The sequence below is a fragment of the Stenotrophomonas sp. PUT21 genome, from assembly GCF_052232875.1.
GTDB classification, from domain to species: Bacteria; Pseudomonadota; Gammaproteobacteria; order Xanthomonadales; family Xanthomonadaceae; genus Stenotrophomonas; species Stenotrophomonas maltophilia_N.
In genome coordinates this window covers 559,451-581,435 of the sequence record NZ_CP197645.1, presented here as the reverse complement: position 1 = coordinate 581,435, position 21,985 = coordinate 559,451, and the positions used below count along the sequence as shown (strand labels likewise).

Below are 21,985 nucleotides of genomic sequence, written 5' to 3'. Positions count from 1 at the left end.
CTCAGCGCAGCTGCAGTGCTTCCAGGCAGCCGGCATCGAGGTGACCGGTGGCCCAGCCGACCCAGCGCCCTGCCAGCGGCATGGCCAGGCCCACGGGGCGTCCACTGCATTGAAGAACCAGCCGCGGTGCGTTGCTCTGGGCGCTGAAATCGATACGCCAGGCCGAGCCACCGAGGGTATTGCGCACCGCCACGAGGGACACATCGCCGATCGGGACGGCCACGCTGGTTGCTGTCGTCGCCCCGCCTTGCAGATACCGGGCCTCAGGCCAAGCGAACATGGCCACCCCATGCGCGCGCAGGCTCGGTAGTGCCGCCTGCACTTCGCCGGGCACGCTCTCGCCATGGGTCTGGTCCGGATCGACCACGCCGGCCGCGGCAGCCGTGGCGGTCATGTTCGCCACCCGCTGCATGCTGGCGCCGAGGTAGGCCATCCACGCTGTACTCGGCACGGCCACCAGCGCAAGCAGGAGTGCGCCCCAGGCCGCCCACCGCGGGCGGCGCAGGCCGATCCGTATGGTCGCCCACAGCACCAGGCCGGACCAGAACAGCCACGACCAGGGCACATACCGCGGCGCGGCCAACTGCGTCGGGTAGTCGGCGAAATAGGTCCAGCGACTGAGCGCGACCAGCCCGCCCACTGCCACGCCAAACCACGCCATCGCCAGCGCCACCGACTCCCCTGCCCCGGCGCTGCGGCCGCGCTGCCAGGTTCGCCAGGTCATACCGCAGAGCGCGGCCAGCCCGGCCGCACCGATCAGCAGATGCGGCCAGCGCGAGGTCAACACCGGTCCGAACAGCGCCTGATAACTGCTCGCCACGGCATGCACTACATCGCGCACCGGCGCGAACGGCAATTGCTGCGCCGCGGCCGGATCCAGTGCCGGCCAGGCCAGATAGATGAAGGGCGAGGCCAGCCAGCGCAGCAACACGTCCAGCTGCGGCAGCGGGGCCACCGCCATCTGCGCAGGCATCCCGGTCCGCCCCATGCCCAGGTGCAACCCGACCGCCACGAGCAGCCCGGCGATCCATGGCACCCAATGCGACAACGGCGCACGCCGCGCCACCAGCACCGCCGCCAGCCCCACGAACACGGCCACGCCGCTGCCGAAGGAGAATGTCGCTGCCACGCCGCACACGGCGGCCAATACGGCACCGCGACGGTCCCCACGCAGCAGCAGGGCGGCGCCTGCCATCAGCGCCACGGTGATCAGGTACGCGTGGACCGATTCGTTGGCATGGGTGAGCGCCCGCTGGCTGCCCAGCCAGAAGATCGACAGCGCTGCGACCACGGTCGCGGCGGCGCGCACCGGCGGTGCCAAGGCATCGGACCTGATGATCCGGGCCAGCAGCCAGACCGTCGCCAGTGCCAAGGCCACACCGGTACCGATCTGCAGCCATTGATTGCCATGCAGCCACTCCAGCTCGGCATGGCGCACCAGGTTCGGCAGGATTTCGCGGTGGCCGTTGTCTGACACCAGCACATTGGCCGGCCACGGCATTTCCAGCAGCTTCTGGGTGAAGCGCCACGGATCGGCGTACAGCACGCGCGGCGAGAGCCACACCATCGCTGCAACGCCCACCGCGATGATTGCAGCCACCGCCAACCACAGCAGGCGAATCAGCGCAGGCGACACCGGCGTGGCAGCCTGGGACACGGGCAACGGGGGAGATTCCTGCGAGGCATTGCGCATGACGTGGTCATCCATAAAGACACATGCGCTCAGCGCGCGGGGACGGTGAAGGCCTGTTCCTGCCACTGCTCCACGCTGCCGTCCTTGCCGTACAGCGTCATGCCGAGCCAATGACGACCGGGCGTGAGGTGGTGGGTCTTCAACGTGGCATCGAAGGCCACGTTCGGGTGCTGCGGGTCGGTGGAGATCTTCCACGCGCCGGTAATGTCGTAGGGCCGGCCGTAGACCGCATCGCCCACCGGCGCACCATCGATGAGCAGCTCGACACGTTCGATGCCCACGCCGTCCTTGAAGGCCCAGCCGCGCACGTCCAGCGTGCCACCCACCTTCGCATCCGGCTGCGGCGTATCCAGCCAGGCCATCGCCGGGGTCACGCACGGGCCTGCCACGCGCTCGGCCGGCAGCTTGAACAGCAGGAACCGCTGATAGCCATGATCGTTGCTGACCACGCGCGGCGGCGGCAGCGGCCCGACCTGCTCGCAGACCGCGTGGTAACGCGCCAGCAGATCGCGGTAGCGCTGGTCGCTGGGCGACAGCACCAGCAGCATCGGCGCGTCGCGCTGGCCATCGTGGAGCAGCCCCCACAGCCCCAGCTGCGCACTGCGGCCATGTTTGTCGTTCAACGGGTGGCGCAGCACCTCGATCGAAGGATCGCGCAGCTGGAAGCCCAGCTCCGCGCCCACCTTGAAGTTGCCGGCCAGCACGCGGGTGCCGGGCGGCATGCTTTTCAGCTCGTCGCGCACGGCGCCTGCCAGGGGTTCCCAGCCGGCAAAGTTGCGCGGGTAGTACTTGTAGCCGGCCAGCTGCTCGCGCACGCTCGGGATGGAGACCGTCAGGTAATAGCCGAAGGCCAGGGCGAGCCCGGCACCGGCCAACCACCAGCCGGTACGGCGCAGCCAGCGCGGCCAGCCGTTGAGTACCACCGGCACTGCGATCAGCAGGGCGAGATAGCCGGGCAGCGGCCAATGGAAACTGATGCGCTCCACATCGGTGAAGAAGCCCAGGCCGAAGATGGACAGCGTCGACACCGCGCCGATCAGGCCGAAGTAGCGCCACTGCGCGCGCGCGCCGCCGCCGGAGCGGGTGCCGGCCAGGGCCACCTTCCACATCGCGATGCACAGGATCGGGGTGACCAGCATCGGCTGGATCACCAGGAACCACAGCCCGCTCCACTCGAACGCCCACGGGTGGCGCTCGACCACCTGGAATTTCAGGCCCGCATCATGGTTGTCGGCATTCCACGACAACAGCGGCAGCCACGCCACCACACCGACGGCCAGGGCCACCCAGACGCGCGGATCGCGCAGCATGCGCCGGCCCTGCGGCAGCACCAGCAGCGCAATGAAGCCGACCACGATCACCCCGATGAAGCGATAGTGGCTCAGCGCGCCGATCGACAAGCCGGCCGCCAGCTTCACCGCCGCGGCGGCATCGACACTGCGCAGCAACCGCGCGCCGGCGTCCAGACACAGCACCGCAGCCAACGCCATCGGCACATCGGGCACGGCCAGCATGCCCAGCGTGGCCGACAGCGGCATCAACAAGGTGAGACTGCCCGCCTGCCAACCGGCCACCGCGCCGAACCAGCGCGTGGCGATCCGCGAGACCAGCCACGGCAGCCACGCACCGATCGCCAGGAACGGCAGGCGCAGCGCCAGTACATGGTTGCCGCCCACTTCCACGCCCAGGCGCGCCAGCCATGCAGTCAGCCCGGGCAGGTCCGAATAGGCCGCGGCCAGATGCTGGCCTTCCTGCCAGTAAAAAGCTTCGTCCACGAACAAGGGCAGACGTGCGGCCACCACCAATTTGACGGCGGTGACCAGCGTCCACAACAACAGGAATATGGTGCGTGCGCGTTGTTCGCCCTGCATTGCTCTATAGAATCAGTGGAATCATCGAATCGAGACGGACATGGATCATTCGCCCCCCGTGCCAGCCATGCTAACCGATGTACTGCGACAGTCCCTGCGCGCGGCCCAGGATCAGGTCAACGGGCTGGTGCTGGGCAAGGCGCAGGAGGTGCGGCTGGCCTTCGTGGCGCTGCTCTCCGGCGGCCATCTGCTGATCGAGGACCTGCCCGGGCTGGGCAAGACCACCCTCGCCCACGCCATGGCCTCCAGCCTCGGGCTGGGCTTCCAGCGGGTGCAGTTCACCTCCGACCTGCTGCCTGCCGACGTGCTCGGCGTCTCGGTCTACGACGCCGGCAGTCGGCACTTCCAGTTCCATCCCGGCCCCGTCTTCACCCACGTGCTGCTCGCCGATGAGATCAACCGCGCGCCGCCGCGCACCCAGAGCGCACTGCTGGAAGCGATGGCCGAGCAGCAGGTCACCCTGGATGGCGTGACCCATCCCCTGCCCGATCCGTTCTTCGTCATCGCCACCCAGAACCCGGTCGACCTGTCCGGTACCTTCCCGTTGCCGGACTCGCAGCTGGACCGCTTCCTGCTGCGGTTGGCGCTGGGCTACCCCAATCCCGAATCCGAGCGCGAGCTGCTGCGCGGCACCGATCGCCGCCACCTGATCGCGCAGGCCACCGCGCGTTTGAGCGACGTGGAAGTACGCACACTGCGCGAGGCGGTCGGCCAGGTGCATGCCAGCGAGGCGTTGATCACCTACGTGCAGGCGCTGCTGGCCCGCAGCCGCCAGCATGCAGGCGTCCGCGTCGGCCTGTCGCCGCGCGCCGGCCTGGCCTTGCTGCGCGCCGCCAAGGCACATGCGTTGCTGCTGGGCCGCGCGCATGTAGTGCCGGAAGACGTGCAGACGCTGTTCGTCGCGGTGGCCGGGCATCGCCTGGTGCCAGAGGCCGAAGCCGGCAACGGGCCTGCACTGGCCCGCGCGATCCTCCAGACCGTGCAGGTCGACTGAGATGCGCCGCGGCTGGGGAGCCCGCTGGCAGCAACTGCAACATCTGGCGCGACCGCGCCGACCGGAGCACCTGCCGTGCCGGTTCGACCGGCGCCGCATCTATGTGCTGCCGACGCGCTTCGGGCTGTTCGTCGCCGCGCTGCTCTCGGCGATGCTGCTCGGCGCACTGAACTACAACAACAATCCGGCCCTGCTGCTGGCCCTGCTGCTGGCGACCGTCAGCATCGCCAGTGCGATCAGCGCGCATCTGCAGCTTTCCGGATTGCAGGTGGATGCCGTGTCCGCCGAGCCGGTCACCGCAGGCGCGCCGTTGCGGCTGCGTATCAGCCTCTCGCGCGCCGACACCCGTGCACGCCGCGGCCTGCAGGTGGAGCACGATGGCGTGGCCGCGTTCGGGCATCTGATCGACAGTGACCAGATCGAAGTGGATCTGGATCTGCCCACACATCGACGCGGCTGGTTCGATCTGGCCCGTATCCGCATCGCCACCACCCAGCCACTCGGCCTGGTGCGTGCATGGTCGTGGGTGTGGCCGGAGACGCCGTTGCTGGTCTATGCCGCGCCGGAAGCGCACGCACCGTCCCTGCCTGAAAGCGGCGGCGATCCGTTGCACACCCGCGTGCACGCCAGTGGCGACGAGCTGCATCAGCTGCGTCCGTATCGCCCTGGCGACCCGACGCGCAGCATCGCGTGGAAACACTCGGCGCGGCGGGACACCCTGCTGGTGCGTGAGTACGAGAAGCCGGTGGGGGTGGAGATCGTGCTGGACTGGTGGCGCCTGGCTCCGCTGGGCACCGAAACGCGGATCGCGCGCATGGCGCGCTGGGTCGACCTGGCCGAGCGCGAAGGCCGGCGCTATACGCTCAAGCTGCCCGGTCAACCGGTACTCGGGCCCGGCAACGGCAGCGCCCATCACCATCTGTGCCAGCGCGCGTTGGCGCTGTTGCCCCATGACTGACCGCCCCGTCTGCCTGCTCAACGCCGGCGCGCGCTACTGGACGCTGGCCAGCGCGGCGCTGGGCCTGCTGCCGCTGCTGCTGCAGCTGCCCACCGTGCTGGCCGTCGTCATCGCCGGGGTCGCCGTGCTCACCGCGCTGGCCTCGCGCCAGCGTCTGTTGCCGGGCGCCCTGCGCCTGCTGCTGGTGCTTGGCATGCTCGCCGCCATCTACTGGCAGATGGGCCCACGCCCGGGCCGCGATACCGGCTGCGCGCTGCTGGCCGCGATGCTGGCGTTGAAGTCCAGCGAACTGCGCAGCCTGCGCGATGCCCGCAGCCTGGTCGGCTTCGGGCTGTTCGGCCCGTTCGCGGCGTTCCTGCTTGACCAGGGGCCACTGACCATGACGCTGGCGGTGCTGGCGGGTCTGGTCGCCCTGCTCGCCCTGCAACGCCTGGCACATCTGGAGGGCCAGGCGCCGCCGGCACCACTCAAGCGCCAGCTGCATGGCATCGGGCGGCTGGTCCTGCTCGGCCTGCCGCTGGCGCTGGCCGGTTTCTGGTTGTTCCCACGGCTGAGTGAACCGCTCTGGGGCATCCCGGACCGCGCGGTCGGCAAACCCGGCCTGTCCGACACGATGGAGCCCGGGCAGTGGCTGGACCTGATGGCCGACGACACCCCGGCGCTGCGCGTGCAGTTTTTTGGCTCGGTTCCGGAACCGCAGCAGCGCTATTGGCGCGGGCCGGTACTGACCCATTTCGATGGCCAGCGCTGGGAGCAGGACCGACGACAGATCGAGCGTGCGCCTGCGGCGGTCACCCATGCCACCACCCGGTGGGAGTACCAGATCGACTACGAGCCGACCGATCGCCGGCAACTGGTCGCCCTGGACCTTCCGCTGCAGGCACCGCCCGGCAGCGATCTGGATGCCAACCACAGCCTGCGCAGCCGCGCGGCGTTGAACGCGCTGACCCGTTGGCGACTGACCTCCGCACCGGCCGTGGCCTATACCGACGCATTGACGCCTTACGAGCACCGGCAGGCCCTGCAGCTTCCCGAAGGCCTGAATCCGCGCACGGCAGCGCTGGCCCGGCAGTGGCGGCAGGAGGCGGGCCGCGATGATGCGGCGATCGTGCAGCGCGCGCTTGACTGGGTGCGGGCGAGTTTCGTCTACACCCTGGATACGCCCGAGCCCGGCCGCGATGGCGCGGACGAGTTCCTGTTCGATCAGCAGGCCGGCTTCTGCCAGCATTTCAGCTCCGCGTTCGTGGTGCTGATGCGCAACGCGGGCATCCCGGCGCGGGTGGTGACCGGCTTCGCCGGTGGCCTCCGCAACCCGTATGGCGACTATTGGGTGCTGCGCCGGATGGACGCGCATGCGTGGGCCGAAGTGTGGCTGCCCGGGCGCGGCTGGGTGCGGGTGGACCCGACCGCTGCAGTGGCGCCGGAACGCATCTACGACACTCTCGAAGACCGGCTGGGGACCGGCGCCGCCGGTACCACACTGGACAGCCGCTGGCTGCAGATCGGGCAGATGGGCGACTGGCTGCGCCGGGGCTGGAACGACCTGATCCTGTCCTTCGATGCCAATCGCCAGCAGCAGCTTCTTAAACCGTTTGGTTTCGAGCGGCTGGATCCGACACAACTGGTCGGCATTTTCATTGTCTTCGCACTGGCCGCGCTAGGGTGGATGGCATGGCTGCTGGCCCGCGGCGAACGCGAGCGCGACCCGCTGCTACGGGCCTGGCACCGGCTGGGACGCCGCTACGCACGCTATGGGCTGGCCCGTGCCAGCGCTGAACCGGCTGGCGAGTGGGCACGCCGGGTGGACCGGCAGCGACCCGATCCTGCGCTGCTGTCGCTCAGCGCGCGTTTCGTCCAGGCGCGCTACGCTGGCGCTGACGTCGACCTCACTTCATTATTGCGCGACCTGCGCAGGCATCGCCCGACCTCCGGAGCATCCCCATGAAGATTCAAATCCTGCTTCCCCTTGCTGCCTCTCTGGCACTGGCTGCCTGCGCCACCGCGCCCAAGCCGCTGCAGGGGCAGTTCAGTATGGTCAGCCCACGCGACGCGGTTCCCACCCAGCAGGTGGGCACCCCGGTACGCTGGGGTGGCCGCATCATCGAAACCAATCCGGGCCAGGGCCAGACCTGCTTCCAGATGATTTCGCGCCCGCTCAACGGCAGTGGCCGCCCGAGCACCACCTCGGCCGACGCGAGCGACGGCCGCTTCATCGCCTGCCGCGCCGGCTTCTACGACCCGGCGGTGTTCGAGCCGGGCCGCGACGTGACCTTCATCGGCAAGATCGGCGGCTACGAGAACACCCGCATCGGCGAGTACGACTATCGCCTGCCGAAGCTGGATGCCGACGTCATCTACCTGTGGCCGGAACAGCGCCAGGTGGAGGTGGTGCCTGCCTACCCGTACGGCCCGTGGGGCCCGGGCTGGGGTCCGGGCTGGGGCTACCGCGGCTGGGGCTGGTGGTAACACGCTGACGCAGAAACGCCGCCCTCGGGCGGCGTTTTTGTTTGCGCCGGGTCCGCTCAGCCGTTCGGCGTACCGAAGTGACCCAGCTGCGCGCCGGCCAGCAGGTGCAGGTGGATATGGAACACGGTCTGCCCGGCATGCTCGCGGCAGTTCATGACGATCCGGTAGCCCTCCTGCGCGAAACCTTCGCGGCGCGCGTACTCGGCCGCCGCCATCGCCAGCTTGCCGATCAGGTGCGCCTGGTCCGGCCGCACGTCATCCAGGGTCGGGATCGCCTCGTGCTTGGGAATGAACAGCACGTGCACCGGCGCCTGCGGAGCGATGTCCTTGAAGCCGAGCACCTCGTCGTCTTCGTAGACGATGGTGGCCGGAATTTCGCGGCGAATGATCTTGCCGAACAGGGTGTCGTGGCTCATGAGGGCACCTCGTGGAACAGGGCCTTGGAGAGTAGCGCGGATGCGCCCCGGGTTTCGATCACCCGCGCGCGGCGCGCGGCATCATTCCTGGACTTCGGTACGCGTGCCGAAGGCGTGAGACAGCGTGCCGCGATCCACGTATTCCAGTTCGCCCCCCAGCGGCAGCCCCTGCGCGAGGCGACTCGGCCGCACCTTGTGGCTGCGCGCCATCTGCGCCAGGTAATGCGCGGTCGCTTCGCCTTCCACGGTGGCGCTGGTGGCGATGATCAACTCGTTGACCTCGCCCTGCTTCAGGCGCGCCTCCAGCTGATCCAGCCCGAGTTCGCGTGGGCCGATGCCATCCAGCGGCGACAGCCGCCCCTGCAGTACGAAGTACACCCCGCGGAAGCCGGTGGCCATTTCGATCGCCAGGCGATCGGCCGGTGATTCCACCGCGCACAGCTGCTGGCGCTCGCGGCTGCCGTTGGCACAGACCGCGCAGATCTCGGTCTCGCTGAAATCCCGGCATTGCTCGCAGTGCCCGATCCGCTCTATCGCCTTGGCCAACACCTCGGCCAGCTTCTGGCCGCCCTCGCGCTCGCGCTCCAGCACGTGATACGCCATGCGCTGGGCAGTCTTCTGGCCCACGCCGGGCAACACGCGGAAGGCCTCGATCAATTGTTCGAGCAGGGGCAGGCTCATGGCGGATCGCTCATCTCAGAAACAAGCGCGCGAAGCCCGAAGGCTTCGCGGCGCGGTCACCACGGTCGCGCCAGGCAGGCACCCGGCGCAGGCGGTGGGTCAGAACGGCAGCTTCATGCCCGGGGGCAGCTGCATGCCGGCGGTCGCCGAACCCATGCGGTTCTTCGACTCGGCATCGATCTTGTTGGAGGCATCGTTGAACGCCGCGGCCACCAGGTCTTCGGTCATTTCCGCATCGGACAGCACCGACGGATCGATGCGCACCTTGCGGCATTCCTTGGTGCCGGTCAGGGTCACGCTGACCATGCCGCCGCCGGCGCTGCCGGTCACTTCCAGCTTGGCGAGGTCTTCCTGGGCCTTCTGCAGGTTTTCCTGCATCTTCTGGGCCTGCTGCATCAGTTGGGCGATATTGCCGCGCATGGTTCTTTACTCTTCAAAAGGACGAATGGAATCGGCGACGACCCGGGCACCGTGTTGCTGGACCAGCAACTGCACCGAGGGGTCGGCCATGAAAGCGGCTTCCGCCGCCGTTTGGCGTTCGCCACGCTGGCGGTCAGCGCGCTGATGCAGGGTCTCGGCACCGGCCGCGCCGGTATCGATCACCAGACGCGGCGCCTGGCCCAAGGGGCCGGTCAACGCCGCGATCAGCGCCGCCTGCGAGCGGTCCGAACTCAAGTACTCAAATCCGGGCGAAATCGCCAGTTTCAAGACGCCGTGCTGGTAGCTGATGAACGCCGAGTGCGCGGCCAGCTGCTTGGACGGGCCATTGAGCTGGCTGCCGGCCACCAGTTCCAGCCAGGCATCGGCGGTCAGGTCGCCTGTCTCGCCCGCCGGCGCATCCCCCGCGTGGGTGGGTGCGATGGCGATGCCCTGCGGGCGAGCCGCCGGAGTGGGTGCGGCCGGCGCCGGGGTGGCAGCGCGGGCCACGGCCCGCTCGGGCGGCGCTTCCCACGGCGCAACCATGGCCGCATCCGGGGTGGCCATCTCAGCGGCCAGCGCTTCGTCGCGATCGGCTGCGTCGTTTTCCTGGTGCCACGGCGGCAGATCGTCGTCCGCGGCGGGGGCCACGACGGTGGACTTGGCCGGTTTCACCGGTTCGGCGGCGGCGGGTGCGGGAGCAGCTTGTTTCAGCGGCGAGGCTGCGGCCTGGGAGGGCGCGACGACCGGGGCTGCGGCCGGCGCCTCAGACGCCACCGGGGCTGCCTGAGCGACAGGCGCGCTGACCTTGGCGGGCGCTGCGGGCGGAGCCGGAGCAGCGGTCGCGGCAGCAGCAGCCATGCCGGTGCCCTGGCCGCTGGCCTGGCCACCGCTGTTCACTTCGGTGCCGGTGCCCGGATCGCGGGGCACCGGCGGTACAGCCGCCGCCGGCCGGAACGCCAGCATGCGCAGCACGGCCATCTCGAACCCGGCACGCGGGCTAGGGGCCAGGTGCAGGTCACGGCGGCCGCCCAGGGCCATCTGGTACCAGAGCTGGACCACTTCCGGGCGCAGGCGCTGGGCGAAGGCTTCGGCATCGATCCCCTCGCCCGCCGTTGCCGCACCCGGCACCAGCTGCTGCACCTGGATCCGGTGCAGGGCCTCGGCCAGGGCGTCGAGCACCCCGCTCCAGTCCGGCGAGAACTCGGCCAGCAGGGCCACGGTCTGCAGCAGGCGCGGACCATCGCCATCGGCCAGCGCATCCAGCATCGCGGCGACCTGGGTGCGGTCGACCGTACCCAGCATCGCGCGCACCACATCCTCGCGCAGCGCACCGCCGGCATAGGCGATCGCCTGGTCCAGCAGCGACAGACCATCACGCAGGCTGCCATCGGCGGCCTTGGCCAACTGCACGATAGCGGTCGGATCGGACTCGATCTCCTCGGCGGCCAGGATCTTCGTCATCTGGCCCTGGATCTGCTCCTCGTCCAACCGCTTCAGGTTGAACTGCAGGCAGCGCGAGAGCACCGTCACCGGCAGCTTCTGCGGATCGGTGGTGGCCAGCAGGAACTTCACATGCTCCGGCGGCTCTTCCAGCGTCTTGAGCAGCGCATTGAACGCCGCCTTGGACAGCATGTGCACTTCGTCGATCAGGTAGACCTTGTACTTGCCCCGGGAGGGCATGTACTGGGCGTTCTCGATCACCTCGCGGACATCATCCACACCGGTATTGGACGCGGCATCGATCTCGAGCAGATCAATGTAGCGGCCGGAGTCGATATCCAGGCAGGCCGGGCACTGGCCACACGGATCGGCGCTGGTGCCCTGCTCGCAGTTCAGCGACTTGGCGAAAATACGGGCAATGGTGGTCTTGCCGACCCCGCGGGTGCCGGTAAACAGGAACGCATGGTGCACCCGGCCGCTGTCCAGCGCATTGCTGAGCGCACGGACCACGTGTTCCTGGCCCACCAGCTCGGCAAAACGCTTCGGACGCCACTTGCGGGCAAGGACGAGATAGGACATCAGGCCACCGTCTTCATCGGGACGACCATTGTGCCACGCCTGTCCAGCCCCCCTGCCCTCCGTGACGAACCGCTTGTGCGATTCCGATTCCCCCGCTAGAATCTGCGCCCCTGCAGCGGGTTGTGTGCGGCAGGTCCGGAGAGGTGTCCGAGTGGTTGAAGGAGCACGCCTGGAAAGTGTGTAAGCGTCTAAACCGCGCTTCGGGGGTTCGAATCCCCCTCTCTCCGCCAGACAAATAAAAAGGCCGCCCCCAGGGGCGGCCTTTTTATTTGTCTTCCGGAAAGCATGGGGGCCGAGAACCCCAACGGGTTCGACGGATTCGCCAGGAGCGAATCCGGACAGCCGAACGGCTGGCCCTGGAGCGCGCGAGCGCGGAAGGGCTGGGTGCATGGATGCACCCAGCAATCGCAATGAAGCGGCCACCCACCGGCCCACCCCGCTGCATGCCGTCGAGATGGCACTCGACCTGGCGCCACACTAAGCGGCGCCAGCGCAACGAGCGCGTCAGCCACGCATGGCGTGGCTCTACCCCCTAGCGCGCAGACGGCGTTTTGAACGCCTCAGCTGCTCGACAACTTCATCAACACCAACCCGCTCACGATCAGCACCGCCGCCGCGATCCGCATCGCGCTGACCTGCTCGCCGAGGAAGGTAATGCCGATCACGAACGCGCCGACCGCGCCAATGCCGGTCCAGATCGTGTACGCGGTACCCAGCGGCAACGTGCGCATCGCCAAGGACAGCAGCCAGAAGCTGGCGATCATGGTGACGAGGGTGATGATCGAGGGGGTGAGCTTGCTGAACCCCTCGGATTGCTTCATCGAGAACGCCCAGACGATTTCCAGTACACCGGCTGCCAACAGATAGATCCAGGCCATGCGGCCCTCCTTGATGGGGGCCAGGCCGTCCTGGTCAGTAGTTCCCGAAATGGGGGAGGCCGTTCCTCCTGTGCCGCGTATTTTAGCAATCCGCCCGCCGGATGGCCGCTTCCGGCGGCATCGGGCTACACGGGATTCAGCCTTCGCGTCTGGCACTGCATGCCGCGCATGCGCTAGAATGCGCGACTGCACTGCCGGACCTGCTCCTGCGATGCACCTTCCGCCTGCGGCCGGCTGATCCCTGATCGCCCTGCAGCCGGAACGTCTCTATGGTGGCCCCGTCGGCCCCTCGCGACGCTAGGTCGAAAATCCCGCCAGGGCCGGAAGGCAGCAACGGTATCGATCGACGCGGGCGCCGAGGTCAGCCGGCGGGGCCGCCACCTTTTTGGGCGCCCGGTTTTCCCTCCAGCGATGCTGCCGCTCAAGGCGCCGCGGGCGTGCCCTGATGGAACACCACCCGCCATGCCTCGCCGTGCCGACGCCACAACGAACTGCGCAACACCTCGCGCTGGCGCTCACCGTCGATCACATACCAGCTGCGATAGCGCACCTGTGCCAGCGTGGGAACGAGCAGTACGCAGTCGTAGTCGGTGGAGACAATCTCAACCTGCGCACGTTCGCGCGGAATCTCGGCCAACGCAGCAGCCCGGTCGAAGCAGACGCCCGAGCTGCCGATCTCGCGGAAGTCGTCATCCAACAAGGCAGCCAACTGCGCGACATCACCGCGGACCACCGGGTCATGCAACGCGCGTTCGAGCGCCTGCAGATGGGCGGCCAGCGCGTCGTCCATGCTCAGGGAGGATCCTGCGCCAGCACGTGCATCGCGGTCGGGGTGGCCAGCGACACACGTTCGCCGGGCAGGGCCACACGATGGCCACGCTGGCGCAGCGCCTCGCCGTCGCTCTCGCTGGCATAGTGGTACAGCATCATCCGCGCCTGCAGCTCGGCCGTGTACTCACGCTCCAGGTCGTCCACGCCGGTATGCGATGGGTTGCCGTGCAGGCCGCAATCGTGGGCGATCAGTTCGTTGTCGTCGGCGTAGCGCGCCAGCATTTCCGGAATCGGGCGGGTATCGCCGCTCCAGGTGACCGCGCCCTTCAGGCGCAGGCCATAGGCGGTTTCCGGCCAGTGATGGCGCACCGGGAACACCTCCAGGCGCACGCCGTCATGCCAGAACGCATCGCCGACCACGATCAGCTGGAACGCATCCCAGAAGTTCGCACCGCCCTCGGCCAGCACGTTGGGGTAATCGGCCACGCGCTTGTGCAGCAGCGGCACGACCGTTGCCGGCACGTACACGCGAATACGCCCACGGCGCTGTGGCGAGAAATACGCATCCACGAACAGGCGTTCGAAACCGGCGACATGGTCCAGGTGCACATGGGTAACGAACAACGCCTGCGGCACATGGCCGTAGTGCGCCTGGAACGCCGTGAGCCCTTCCCCGCCGCAATCAATGGTCAGCCACGGGCGGCCATCGCGCTCGATCACCGCCATCGGCGAGCCAAGCTGCACGGCCGACGCATTGCCGACCCCCATGAAGCGCAATGCCCAGTCCATCAGTAACCCCGGTTCCAGGCCAGATCGTAGGCGCGGCGCAGCCGCGCATAGTCCTTTTCGACGTCGTCATGACTGCGCTCACCACGCAGCTTGATCAGCGAGCGCAGCAGCCGCTTGAGGTTGCGCTCACGCCAGCGGGTGGCCGGGATGCGCAGCACGCCGCGATCGAAATCGATCAACCAGCCATGGCCGTTGGCATCGAACAGAATGTTGTGGGCGTTGAGATCGGCATGATCCAGCCCGGCACGATGGAACCGTGCGATCAGCCGGCCGGTCTCTTCCCAGGGGGCGCCGCGCCCGGCCACCAGCGCACGGTCGGCCAGCGAGCGCACGCCTTCCAGCCGCTCCATCAGGATCGCCGCCTTGTAGCGCAGCCCCTCGCGCATGTAGAACGCGGCGATCGGCCGCGGCACCGGCAGCTTCTGCGCGCGCAGGGCACGCATCAGCCGGAACTCGGCAAAACTGCGGGTGCGGTTGGCGCCCCGCCAGATGTAGTGATCCCGGCTGAGCTTGGCCGCCAGCCCGCCCCGCAGATACTGGCGCAGCACGGCATGACCGAAGGGCGCATCAACGAACCACGCGCCGCCACGGCCGCCATCTCCGACCGGCCGCGCCCGCTCGCCCCAGTGGGCCGGCGCGAACAGGCTCATCTCGGCTTGCCGCAGGGCTTCGCGGTCGAACAGAATGGCACCGATACCGCGTCCATCGCGGCAGGGCGTCAGCGCTTCAGTGGCGTCGAATGCGACCATTCCTTCGAGTCTAACAACACCATGGCACCAACGTCCTCTTCCTTGTGTCTTTTGCGTTTGTCCGCGCTGGGGGACGTGACCCATGTGGTGCCGCTGGTGCGCACCCTGCAGCAGGCCGATCCCGGGGTGTCCCTGCACTGGATCATCGACAAGGCCGGCCACAAGCTGCTCGACGGGCTGCCCGGCGTGACCTTCCACAGCTACGACAAGAAGACCGGCTTGGCCGGCATGCGGGCGCTGCGCGACAGCCTTCCCGACGGGCGTTTCGATGCGCTGCTGCAGATGCAGGTCGCCTTCCGCGCCAATGTGCTCTCGGCATTCGTACCGGCCAAGCGCCGCATCGGCTACGACAGATCCCGCTCCAAGGACCTTCACGGGCTTTTCATCAATGAGCGCATCCCCGACCGCCCCGGCATCCACGTACTGGATGCGATCGGCAGCTTCTGCGAACCGCTGGGCCTGAAGCAGACCGAGGTCAGCTGGGACCTGGCCGTGCCGACGGCGGCATTCGAGTGGGCCGCTGCCCAGTGGACCGACGACGGCCGCCCGGTGCTGATGATCTCGCCCTGCTCCAGCCACGTGCGCCGCAACTGGTACGCCGAGCGCTATGCGGCCGTGGCCAACCACGCCACCTCACGCGGCTGGCGGGTAGTGCTGTGTGGCGGACGCAGCGAGCTGGAGCGCGGCATGGCCGATGCCATCCAGGCGCAGCTGACCACCCCGGCGCTGGACCTGGTCGGCAAGGACACGCTGAAGCAGCTGCCGGCGCTGCTGGCGCGCGCCGCGCTGGTGATGACGCCCGACTCTGGCCCGATGCACATCGCCAACGCGATGGGCACCAAGGTGCTGGGCCTGCATGCGGCGAGCAACCCGCACCGCAGCGGCCCCTACTCCGACCGCCGCTACTGCGTGGACCGCTACGACGATGCCGCGCGCAAGTTCCTGGGCAAACCGGCCAGCGACCTGAAGTGGGGCGCGAAGGTCGAGTTCGACGACGTGATGCAGCTGATCACGGTCGAAGACGGCATTGCCGCCTTCGAGCGGTACGTCGCCGATTACGCGCCGCGCGGCGCGTAATCCTTGTACGACTTCTCTTCCACGTAGAGCGAGCCCAGCGCCAGGTTGATGTCCTTCTTGATGCGGGCGCGCTCGTCGTTCTGCTGGTAGACGCTGCGGGCCAGTTCGACGAAATGGTCGTCGAAGGCCTGCGCCTTGTCCTGCAGGCGGATGTTGTCTTCGATGTCCCAAAGACGCTCGTTGACCGCCTTGAGCTCGGCACGCAGGCGGGCGATGTCCTTGACCCCGGCCGGGTGCGCCATCCAGGTCTTTTCCAGCGCGCTCAGCTCGGTACGGATGTTGGCCAGCTTGGCCTCGTCGCTGATGCGCTCGGATTTGATCTGCAGGATCGAGATCTTGTCGAGCAGTTCACCGAAGGACACGGGGACGAGGATTTCAGCGGTCATGGTGGAGTGATTCCGGGGCGGGTGCTTCAGTTTACTGGAGGCGCGTTGCCGGGGTTTGAAGGTAGCCGTGCGCAGGTTCATCCATCACGTGATGGTGGCGCGCGGTGGCTGTCTTCGGTTGAACGGGCCTCACCGAGGAGGCCCGCTCGGTATGCCTCAGATCATCGCTCAGGGGATATGGCAGTGTGCCAGGCCGTAGAGAAGCACCCGGCCACCAGGATTGGTGGTTTCCACGACCTCCACCACCACACGACCGCCCATGGCATTGCAGATCGCGCGGGCCTGGTTCTCGGCATCTGTACGTGCGTCTGCGAAATTGATGCCTTCGCCATAAACGTCGAACACTTCGACCGTGGCGGCTGCAGCCGCGCCAGTGAATGAAAGAAGTACAGCTGCTGCTGCAAACAAACGCTTCCTCATTACATCCTCCTTGATGGGCCGGAACGCCCGGGCCAAGTAGTAGCACAACTCCGCGCGGGTTTCCTTCTTCGGGCCGGGCAACCGGACAAGCCAGGCGCATTCGGACGAGGGGGCACCTTGGTCACTTCATCGTCCAGGGATTGCGGGGTGCATCCATGCACCCCGCCCTTCCGCGCTTGCGCGCTCCAGGGCCGCGCCTGCTGGCGCTGGAAACGCCGATGGGATAAACGCGTCGCCACGCGCCCGGGAATGTCGGCGGTGGTGCTGAGGGCTTTGGAAACAGGGTGGCCGCTTCATTGGGATTGCGGGGTGCATCCATGCACCCCGCCCTTCCGCGCTGCGCGCTCCAGGGCCAGCCATTCGGCTGTCCGGATCTGCTCCTACAGATCCGTCGAACCCCCGTCGGGGGTTCTCGTCCGCCCATCAGGCCAGATAAAAAGAAAAGGGCCGCCCGATGGGCAGCCCTTTTCTTTTTATCTGGCGGAGAGGGGGGGATTCGAACCCCCGAGGCGCTATAAACGCCTGCCTGATTTCGAGTCAGGTACATTCAACCGCTCTGCCACCTCTCCAGATGGTCCCGGCGAACCGGGACGCGAATGATACGGGTAGGACGCGCTGCCGACAAGTCATTGCGGGCAAAGAAGTGAATTTCTTCTGTATGGATGCCTTGCCGGATGTCCGGCGGGCCGCGATCATGCCGTTATCCCTCGCAATCCTCACCGGCACGCGCCTTCATGATCGAATTTGGACACCTGACCCACCCCGGCCTGCGCCGTGACCTCAATGAGGATACGTATTACGGCGATGGCGAACTGGCGCTGTGGCTGGTCGCCGATGGCATGGGCGGGCACGCCTGCGGCGAGGTGGCCAGTGCGCTGGCGCGCGAGACCATCGTGCGGGAGATCCGCCGCGGGGCGACGCTGGCGCATGCGATCCGGATCGCCGATGAAGAGATCATCCGCACCTCCCGCCGCCGCAATGACAGCCTGCCGATGGGCACCACCGTGGTCGCCGCCCGTGTGCAGGGCAATCGCTACGAGGTGGCGTGGGTCGGCGACAGCCGCGCGTATCTGTGGCGCGATGGAAAGCTGGCCCAGCTCAGCCAGGATCACAGCGTGGTCCAGGAACTGGTCGCGCAGGGCAATCTGACCGCCGAACAGGCGCGCGCGCATCCGCACCGCAATGTGGTGACCCAGGCGCTGGGCGTGACCGATCCGGCGCACCTGAATGTGGCGACCACCACCGGCGAGCTGCGCCCGGGCATGCAGTTGCTGCTGTGCAGTGACGGGCTGACCGAGGAGGTCGAGGACAAGGGCATTGCCCGTACCCTCGCCTTCGACGATGCCAGTGCGCAGGAGTGCGTGGATACCCTGGTCGCCGCCGCGCTGGACGGCGGTGGCTCGGACAACATCACCGTGATCCTGGTGCGGTGCCACTGAGGCGGGCTTCCCGACCGACGGTCGGGACCTGCCGGCGGGAGGGTTGCTTCAGGCGCTGACCGCTTCCACTGCTTCAGGCTCACCATCCCAGATCGCGCGGCCGGCCTTCTTGCGCAGCTTGGCCAGGCGCGCTTCGTGCGCTTCCAGCTCCGAGGCGGTCGCGACAACGCGCGGGCGTGGCAGCAGGCGCGAGGTGTCGAAGGTCTGTGCGTGGGTGCTGCCGGGCTTGTTGTCGTCAGCCGAGCCGAAGCCGATTTCTTCCTGGCCCGAGGTCAGCGCGATGTACACGTCGCCCAGGATCTGGGCATCGAGCAGGCCGCCGTGCAGCTGGCGGTGCGCGTTGTCCACGCCCAGGCGCCGGCACAGCGCGTCCAGCGAATTGCGCTGGCCCGGGAAGCGCTCGCGCGCCATCTTCAGCGTATCGATCACCGTGCAGCGGTCGGTGATCTTGCCGTAGTGGTCGCCGAGCAGCGACAGCTCGTTGTCCAGGAAGCCCAGATCGAACGCCGCGTTGTGGATGATCAGCTCGGCGCCGTCGATGTAGGCCAGGAACTCGTCGACGACCTGGGCGAAGTCCGGCTTGTCGGCGAGGAATTCCAGGGTCAGGCCGGTGACTTCCTGCGCGCCCTGTTCGAACTCGCAGTCCGGCTTGAGGTACTGGTGGTAGTTGTTGCCACTGGGGCGGCGCTCGAGCAGTTCCACACAGCCGATTTCGACGATGCGGTTGCCCTTCCGCCATTCCAGGCCGGTGGTTTCGGTATCAAGGATGATCTGACGCATGGGCTCAGTGTACCGGGCCGGCGGCGCGGATCCGGATGGCAGCGTCGCGCGCCAGTTGATCCACGCGCTCGTTGTCCGGGTCGCCGGAGTGACCCTTGACCCAGCGCCAGTCGATGGTGTGCTTGAGCGTGGCCGCATGCAGGCGCTCCCACAGCTCCCGGTTCTTGACCGGCGTACCGCCGGCGGTCTTCCAGTTCTTGCGGATCCAGCCGGGCATCCATTCGGTCAGGCCCTGGCGCACGTACTGCGAATCGGTGAACAGCACGATGTTGCACGGCTCGGTGAGGGCTTCCAGCCCCGAGATGGCGGCCATCAGTTCCATTCGGTTGTTGGTGGTATGCGCTTCACCACCGCTCAGCTCGCGCTCGTGCGCGTTGTAGCGCAGCAGCGCCGCCCAGCCGCCGGGGCCAGGATTGCCGAGGCAGGAACCGTCGGTGTGGATTTCTATCGTCTTCATTCCATTCCAGATCAGGTGGCCACGGTCCCATGCCAGCGTGGTACGGCCACGGGCGTCGGTCCCGGCAAGGCCAGAGTGCGTTTTTCAGCGGTGAACAGACAGGCGGCCCGCAGCGGCGCCAGATCGCGCCGGGCCGGCGAGCGGTCACGCCACATCGGGCCGAGGTACTGCAGGTCTTCGCAGCTCAGACCCGCCTGCGTGAGGGTGTGGCGCAGCCGCTGCGGGCTGCGCACGACCAGCCCGTGGTGGCGCCACTGGCGGCGGTACGGGCTGAACGGGTTGAGCGTGGACAACCACAGGCGGCCGCCCGGCATCAGCACCCGGGCGCAGTCGCCGATCAGCTGCTCCGCATCACGGGCAGTGACGTGCTGCAGGATGATCGCATTGACGCTCTCGTCCGGCAGTGGCAACGGCAGGCCGCAGTGCACGTCCCCGGCGTAGGCCGCCCCGTCCCGGAACAGGCGCAGGCCGCGACCGGGCAGTTCGATACGCTCCAGCCAGCCCGGCGTCGGTGCCACCCACAGCCAGGGGTTCACCGGGCGCTCGGTGAGCAGGCTGCGCAACCGCTCGGATTCCAGACGGCACAAGGCTTGCGCCGGTTCAGTATCAAACCAGGATGCGACTGTCGCTTGACGGGGGCTCGGCGCGGGGGGCATGGTCCAATTCTATGCGACTGACCGCCCTACCCGCGTTTGCGGACAATTACATCTGGGCGCTGGTCGCCGACGACGGCCGCGCCGTCGTCATCGACCCCGGCCAGGCCGCCCCCGTTCTGGCTGCCGCGGCGCAGCAGGGATGGGCCCCGCACAGCATTCTGTTGACCCATCACCACGATGACCACATCGGCGGCGTGGCCGAGCTGCAGGCCCGTTTTCCGGCGGTTGAGGTGTACGCACCGGAGGAAACGCGCATCCAGGTCGCCGCCCACCGGGTGACTGAAGGTGAATGCGTTCAGGCACTGGGGCTGGGGTTCCACGTAGTATCCGTGCCCGGGCACACCCGGAGCCATATTGCGTTTCACACCGCTGAACACCTTTTCAGTGGCGATGCGTTGTTCAGCCTGGGCTGTGGGCGCATGTTCGAAGGTACGCCTCCCCAGCTTCTGGCATCCCTGCGGAAGCTGGCGTCCCTGCCAGCGCAACTGATGGTCTGTTGCGCCCACGAGTACACCCTGTCCAATGCCGTCTTCGCGCGGCATGTAGACCCCACCAACGCTGCGCTGTCGCAGCGCCATGAGGAGGCCTTGGCCATGCGCCGCGATGACCTGCCCACGCTGCCGGTTTCACTGGCAAGCGAGCTGGAATGCAACCCGTTCCTGCGTACCAACACCCCCGCCATCCAGGCGGCTGTCAGCGCCCATCTCGGGCGTCCCGTCACCGATGAAGTCGATGTTGTCGCAGGGCTGCGACACTGGAAAGACGGATTTCGAACATGAGTCGGCGATTGTTGCCGCTCGCGCTTGGCCTGGCGATCACCGTGGCCGGCAGCGCGGGCGCCCAGTCGTTGACCGCCGGCATGTCGCAGAACGTGGCCGGCCTGTCCTCCCTCCCCCTGACCGCTGCGGCGCTGCCGCCGGCCTCGGTGCGCAACGGGCAGGACATCTTCGCCAGCTTCCGCGAGGGTCTGGCCGAACCCACCTGCAACGCCGAGGCGACCAGCCCGCGTTGGCAGAAGCAGTTCGCGCATGCGCCCTCGCGGCTGGCCAACCAGGACGATGACGCCTTGGTGCTGTTCGGCTATGTGGTTGAAGAGCTGCGCAAATCCGACCTGCCGACCGAATTTGCGCTGATTCCCTTCGTGGAAAGCGGCTACCGGCCCAACGCCCGCAACGGCGGCGGCCCGGCCGGTCTGTGGCAGTTCATCGCCACCACCGCCAAGAACCACCGCGTGCAGATGACCCCGGGCTATGACGGCCGCCTCTCGGCGGTGGATTCCACCCAGGCCGCGGTGCGCTACCTCAAGACCCTGCACGGCATGTTCGGCGGCGATTGGCGCCTGGCCACGATGGCCTACAACGCCGGCGAGTACCGGGTGCTGCAATCGCTGCGCAAGGCCGGGATGAACGCGCAGAACGCGCGTCCGGCTGAACTGCCGGGGCTCTCGCCGGTCACCTACGCCTATGTCGAGAAGCTGCACGCCCTGGCCTGCGTGCTGGAAGACGCGGAAACCGAGCCGGCGGTGATGGCTTCGCTGGACCGCACCGTGCCTGTGCTGAGGGGCCACACCCTGCCGGCCGGCACCAGCGTGCAGCAGTGGGCCCAGCAGCGTGATCTGGATCCGGCCCGGATTGCCCGCCTCAACCCGGCCCTGGCCAGCGGCAAGGGCCGCCCGGCCGGTCAGGTGACGGTTCTGGCCCCGACCGCGCATGCGCCGGTGGATGCCAGCGCCAGCGTGGCCGCCATTGCCGTGGCTCCCAGCGCGCCGGTGGATACCACCTCGGCCCGTACGGCGCCTGCGCCGGCCGCCACCCGCACGGTGGCCAGCGCGGATCGCCCGCGCAGCCGCCGCCACACCGTGCGCGATGGCGAATCGCCCTGGACCATCGCCCGCCGTTACGGGATGCCGTTGAAGGCCCTGCTGTCGCTCAATGGGCTCAGCGGCAGCAGCGTGCTGAAGCCGGGTGCGGTGTTGCGCGTCGAAGACTGACTCCGCGTCCGCATTGCAGGTAACGACAATGCCCGGTTCTGCCGGGCATTGTCGTTTCCGGGCATCGTTCGCCGG

General features: G+C 68.0%; 23 protein-coding genes, 2 tRNA genes and 1 other RNA gene. 10 read left to right on the top strand and 16 right to left on the bottom strand.

Annotation, left to right across the window (positions count from 1 at the left end; genetic code table 11):
• Window position 1: 1 nt before the first annotated feature.
• Window positions 2–1,693 carry a hypothetical protein gene (locus tag ACTT2I_RS02740; RefSeq protein WP_421100466.1) on the bottom strand — a complete coding sequence of 564 codons (1,692 nt, stop codon included), beginning with the start codon at window positions 1,691–1,693 and terminating at the stop codon, window positions 2–4.
• Between the two features lie 29 nt (window positions 1,694–1,722).
• On the bottom strand, window positions 1,723–3,564 hold the full coding sequence (locus tag ACTT2I_RS02735; protein WP_421100465.1) for a glycosyltransferase family 39 protein: 1,842 nt from the start codon (window positions 3,562–3,564) through the stop codon (window positions 1,723–1,725).
• Between the two features lie 40 nt (window positions 3,565–3,604).
• Between ACTT2I_RS02735 and ACTT2I_RS02730 the strand changes: the two genes are divergently transcribed.
• From ACTT2I_RS02730 to ACTT2I_RS02715, 4 genes are read left to right on the top strand one after another with little or no spacing between them, the layout of a single operon-like run.
• The gene (locus ACTT2I_RS02730) at window positions 3,605–4,558 is read left to right on the top strand and encodes an AAA family ATPase (RefSeq protein ID WP_421100464.1); all 954 of its coding nucleotides are present in this window, start codon (window positions 3,605–3,607) and stop codon (window positions 4,556–4,558) included.
• Window position 4,559: 1 nt separating this feature from the next.
• The gene (locus ACTT2I_RS02725) at window positions 4,560–5,516 is read left to right on the top strand and encodes a DUF58 domain-containing protein (protein WP_421100463.1); all 957 of its coding nucleotides are present in this window, start codon (window positions 4,560–4,562) and stop codon (window positions 5,514–5,516) included.
• A complete protein-coding gene (locus ACTT2I_RS02720; RefSeq protein ID WP_421100462.1) occupies window positions 5,509–7,461 on the top strand; it encodes a transglutaminase TgpA family protein in 1,953 nt (650 codons plus the stop codon). Before ACTT2I_RS02725 ends, ACTT2I_RS02720 begins: the two co-directional genes overlap by 8 nt.
• Complete coding sequence (locus ACTT2I_RS02715; protein ID WP_088432874.1) at window positions 7,458–7,982, top strand: Slp family lipoprotein; 525 nt, start codon at window positions 7,458–7,460, stop codon at window positions 7,980–7,982. The genes ACTT2I_RS02720 and ACTT2I_RS02715 overlap by 4 nt, the downstream gene beginning before the upstream one ends.
• A 56-nt stretch (window positions 7,983–8,038) precedes the next feature.
• On the opposite strand, the gene ACTT2I_RS02710 is transcribed toward ACTT2I_RS02715, so the two are convergent.
• The 4 genes from ACTT2I_RS02710 to dnaX all read right to left on the bottom strand — a co-directional run bounded on the left by ACTT2I_RS02710 (window position 8,039) and on the right by dnaX (window position 11,518).
• Window positions 8,039–8,398, bottom strand: a complete 360-nt coding sequence (locus tag ACTT2I_RS02710) for a histidine triad nucleotide-binding protein (protein WP_088432875.1) — start codon at window positions 8,396–8,398, stop codon at window positions 8,039–8,041.
• An 81-nt stretch (window positions 8,399–8,479) separates the two neighbouring features.
• Window positions 8,480–9,079, bottom strand: a complete 600-nt coding sequence (gene recR / locus ACTT2I_RS02705) for a recombination mediator RecR (RefSeq protein ID WP_088432876.1) — start codon at window positions 9,077–9,079, stop codon at window positions 8,480–8,482.
• A 99-nt stretch (window positions 9,080–9,178) separates the two neighbouring features.
• The gene (locus ACTT2I_RS02700; RefSeq protein WP_019185335.1) at window positions 9,179–9,499 is read right to left on the bottom strand and encodes a YbaB/EbfC family nucleoid-associated protein; all 321 of its coding nucleotides are present in this window, start codon (window positions 9,497–9,499) and stop codon (window positions 9,179–9,181) included.
• Between the two features lie 6 nt (window positions 9,500–9,505).
• Window positions 9,506–11,518 carry a DNA polymerase III subunit gamma/tau gene (gene dnaX, locus ACTT2I_RS02695; protein WP_421100461.1) on the bottom strand — a complete coding sequence of 671 codons (2,013 nt, stop codon included), beginning with the start codon at window positions 11,516–11,518 and terminating at the stop codon, window positions 9,506–9,508.
• A 137-nt stretch (window positions 11,519–11,655) separates the two neighbouring features.
• Here dnaX and ACTT2I_RS02690 point away from each other — a divergent pair.
• Window positions 11,656–11,748 (top strand) — tRNA-Ser (locus ACTT2I_RS02690).
• A 330-nt stretch (window positions 11,749–12,078) separates the two neighbouring features.
• Here ACTT2I_RS02690 and ACTT2I_RS02685 read toward each other — a convergent pair.
• On the bottom strand, window positions 12,079–12,396 hold the full coding sequence (locus ACTT2I_RS02685; RefSeq protein ID WP_123728503.1) for a DMT family transporter: 318 nt from the start codon (window positions 12,394–12,396) through the stop codon (window positions 12,079–12,081).
• A gap of 278 nt (window positions 12,397–12,674) precedes the next feature.
• On the opposite strand from ACTT2I_RS02685, the gene ffs reads away from it, so the two are divergent.
• Window positions 12,675–12,771, top strand: an RNA gene (ffs, locus tag ACTT2I_RS02680) — signal recognition particle sRNA small type.
• Window positions 12,772–12,817: 46 nt separating this feature from the next.
• On the opposite strand, the gene ACTT2I_RS02675 is transcribed toward ffs, so the two are convergent.
• Genes ACTT2I_RS02675 through ACTT2I_RS02665 form a run of 3 tightly spaced genes read right to left on the bottom strand, consistent with a single transcriptional unit; the run spans window position 12,818 to window position 14,705 of the window.
• On the bottom strand, window positions 12,818–13,186 hold the full coding sequence (locus ACTT2I_RS02675; protein WP_088432879.1) for a nuclear transport factor 2 family protein: 369 nt from the start codon (window positions 13,184–13,186) through the stop codon (window positions 12,818–12,820).
• Between the two features lie 2 nt (window positions 13,187–13,188).
• On the bottom strand, window positions 13,189–13,956 hold the full coding sequence (locus ACTT2I_RS02670) for an MBL fold metallo-hydrolase (RefSeq protein ID WP_293980826.1): 768 nt from the start codon (window positions 13,954–13,956) through the stop codon (window positions 13,189–13,191).
• Window positions 13,956–14,705, bottom strand: coding sequence for a 3-deoxy-D-manno-octulosonic acid kinase (locus tag ACTT2I_RS02665; protein ID WP_088432881.1), 750 nt, complete (start codon window positions 14,703–14,705; stop codon window positions 13,956–13,958). Before ACTT2I_RS02665 ends, ACTT2I_RS02670 begins: the two co-directional genes overlap by 1 nt.
• Before the next feature lie 21 nt (window positions 14,706–14,726).
• Between ACTT2I_RS02665 and ACTT2I_RS02660 the strand changes: the two genes are divergently transcribed.
• Window positions 14,727–15,782 carry a glycosyltransferase family 9 protein gene (locus tag ACTT2I_RS02660; protein ID WP_421100460.1) on the top strand — a complete coding sequence of 352 codons (1,056 nt, stop codon included), beginning with the start codon at window positions 14,727–14,729 and terminating at the stop codon, window positions 15,780–15,782.
• Here the strand turns inward: ACTT2I_RS02660 and ACTT2I_RS02655 are convergent.
• From ACTT2I_RS02655 to ACTT2I_RS02645, 3 genes are all read right to left on the bottom strand, one after another.
• On the bottom strand, window positions 15,761–16,168 hold the full coding sequence (locus ACTT2I_RS02655; RefSeq protein ID WP_019185792.1) for a DUF6165 family protein: 408 nt from the start codon (window positions 16,166–16,168) through the stop codon (window positions 15,761–15,763). The genes ACTT2I_RS02660 and ACTT2I_RS02655 overlap by 22 nt on opposite strands.
• Before the next feature lie 168 nt (window positions 16,169–16,336).
• Window positions 16,337–16,588 (bottom strand): hypothetical protein, encoded by a 252-nt coding sequence (locus ACTT2I_RS02650; protein WP_421100459.1) that lies wholly within the window; start codon window positions 16,586–16,588, stop codon window positions 16,337–16,339.
• A gap of 478 nt (window positions 16,589–17,066) precedes the next feature.
• Window positions 17,067–17,157, bottom strand: a tRNA-Ser gene (locus tag ACTT2I_RS02645).
• Between the two features lie 165 nt (window positions 17,158–17,322).
• On the opposite strand from ACTT2I_RS02645, the gene ACTT2I_RS02640 reads away from it, so the two are divergent.
• Window positions 17,323–18,027 (top strand): PP2C family protein-serine/threonine phosphatase, encoded by a 705-nt coding sequence (locus ACTT2I_RS02640; protein ID WP_019185793.1) that lies wholly within the window; start codon window positions 17,323–17,325, stop codon window positions 18,025–18,027.
• Window positions 18,028–18,075: 48 nt separating this feature from the next.
• Here the strand turns inward: ACTT2I_RS02640 and dnaQ are convergent, their stop codons facing one another.
• The 3 genes from dnaQ to ACTT2I_RS02625 are packed head-to-tail and all read right to left on the bottom strand — an operon-like array spanning window position 18,076 to window position 19,920.
• A complete protein-coding gene (dnaQ, locus tag ACTT2I_RS02635) occupies window positions 18,076–18,807 on the bottom strand; it encodes a DNA polymerase III subunit epsilon (protein WP_293980369.1) in 732 nt (243 codons plus the stop codon).
• A gap of 4 nt (window positions 18,808–18,811) precedes the next feature.
• Window positions 18,812–19,264 carry a ribonuclease HI gene (rnhA, locus tag ACTT2I_RS02630; protein WP_421100458.1) on the bottom strand — a complete coding sequence of 151 codons (453 nt, stop codon included), beginning with the start codon at window positions 19,262–19,264 and terminating at the stop codon, window positions 18,812–18,814.
• A gap of 11 nt (window positions 19,265–19,275) precedes the next feature.
• Window positions 19,276–19,920: a hypothetical protein gene (locus tag ACTT2I_RS02625; protein ID WP_421100457.1), complete on the bottom strand. Its 645-nt coding sequence runs from the start codon at window positions 19,918–19,920 to the stop codon at window positions 19,276–19,278.
• Between the two features lie 11 nt (window positions 19,921–19,931).
• On the opposite strand from ACTT2I_RS02625, the gene gloB reads away from it, so the two are divergent.
• The gene (gene gloB, locus ACTT2I_RS02620; protein ID WP_421100456.1) at window positions 19,932–20,699 is read left to right on the top strand and encodes a hydroxyacylglutathione hydrolase; all 768 of its coding nucleotides are present in this window, start codon (window positions 19,932–19,934) and stop codon (window positions 20,697–20,699) included.
• Entirely contained in the window at window positions 20,696–21,910 is a 1,215-nt protein-coding gene (locus tag ACTT2I_RS02615; protein ID WP_421100455.1) for a lytic transglycosylase domain-containing protein, read from the top strand. Before gloB ends, ACTT2I_RS02615 begins: the two co-directional genes overlap by 4 nt.
• Window positions 21,911–21,985: the final 75 nt, after the last annotated feature.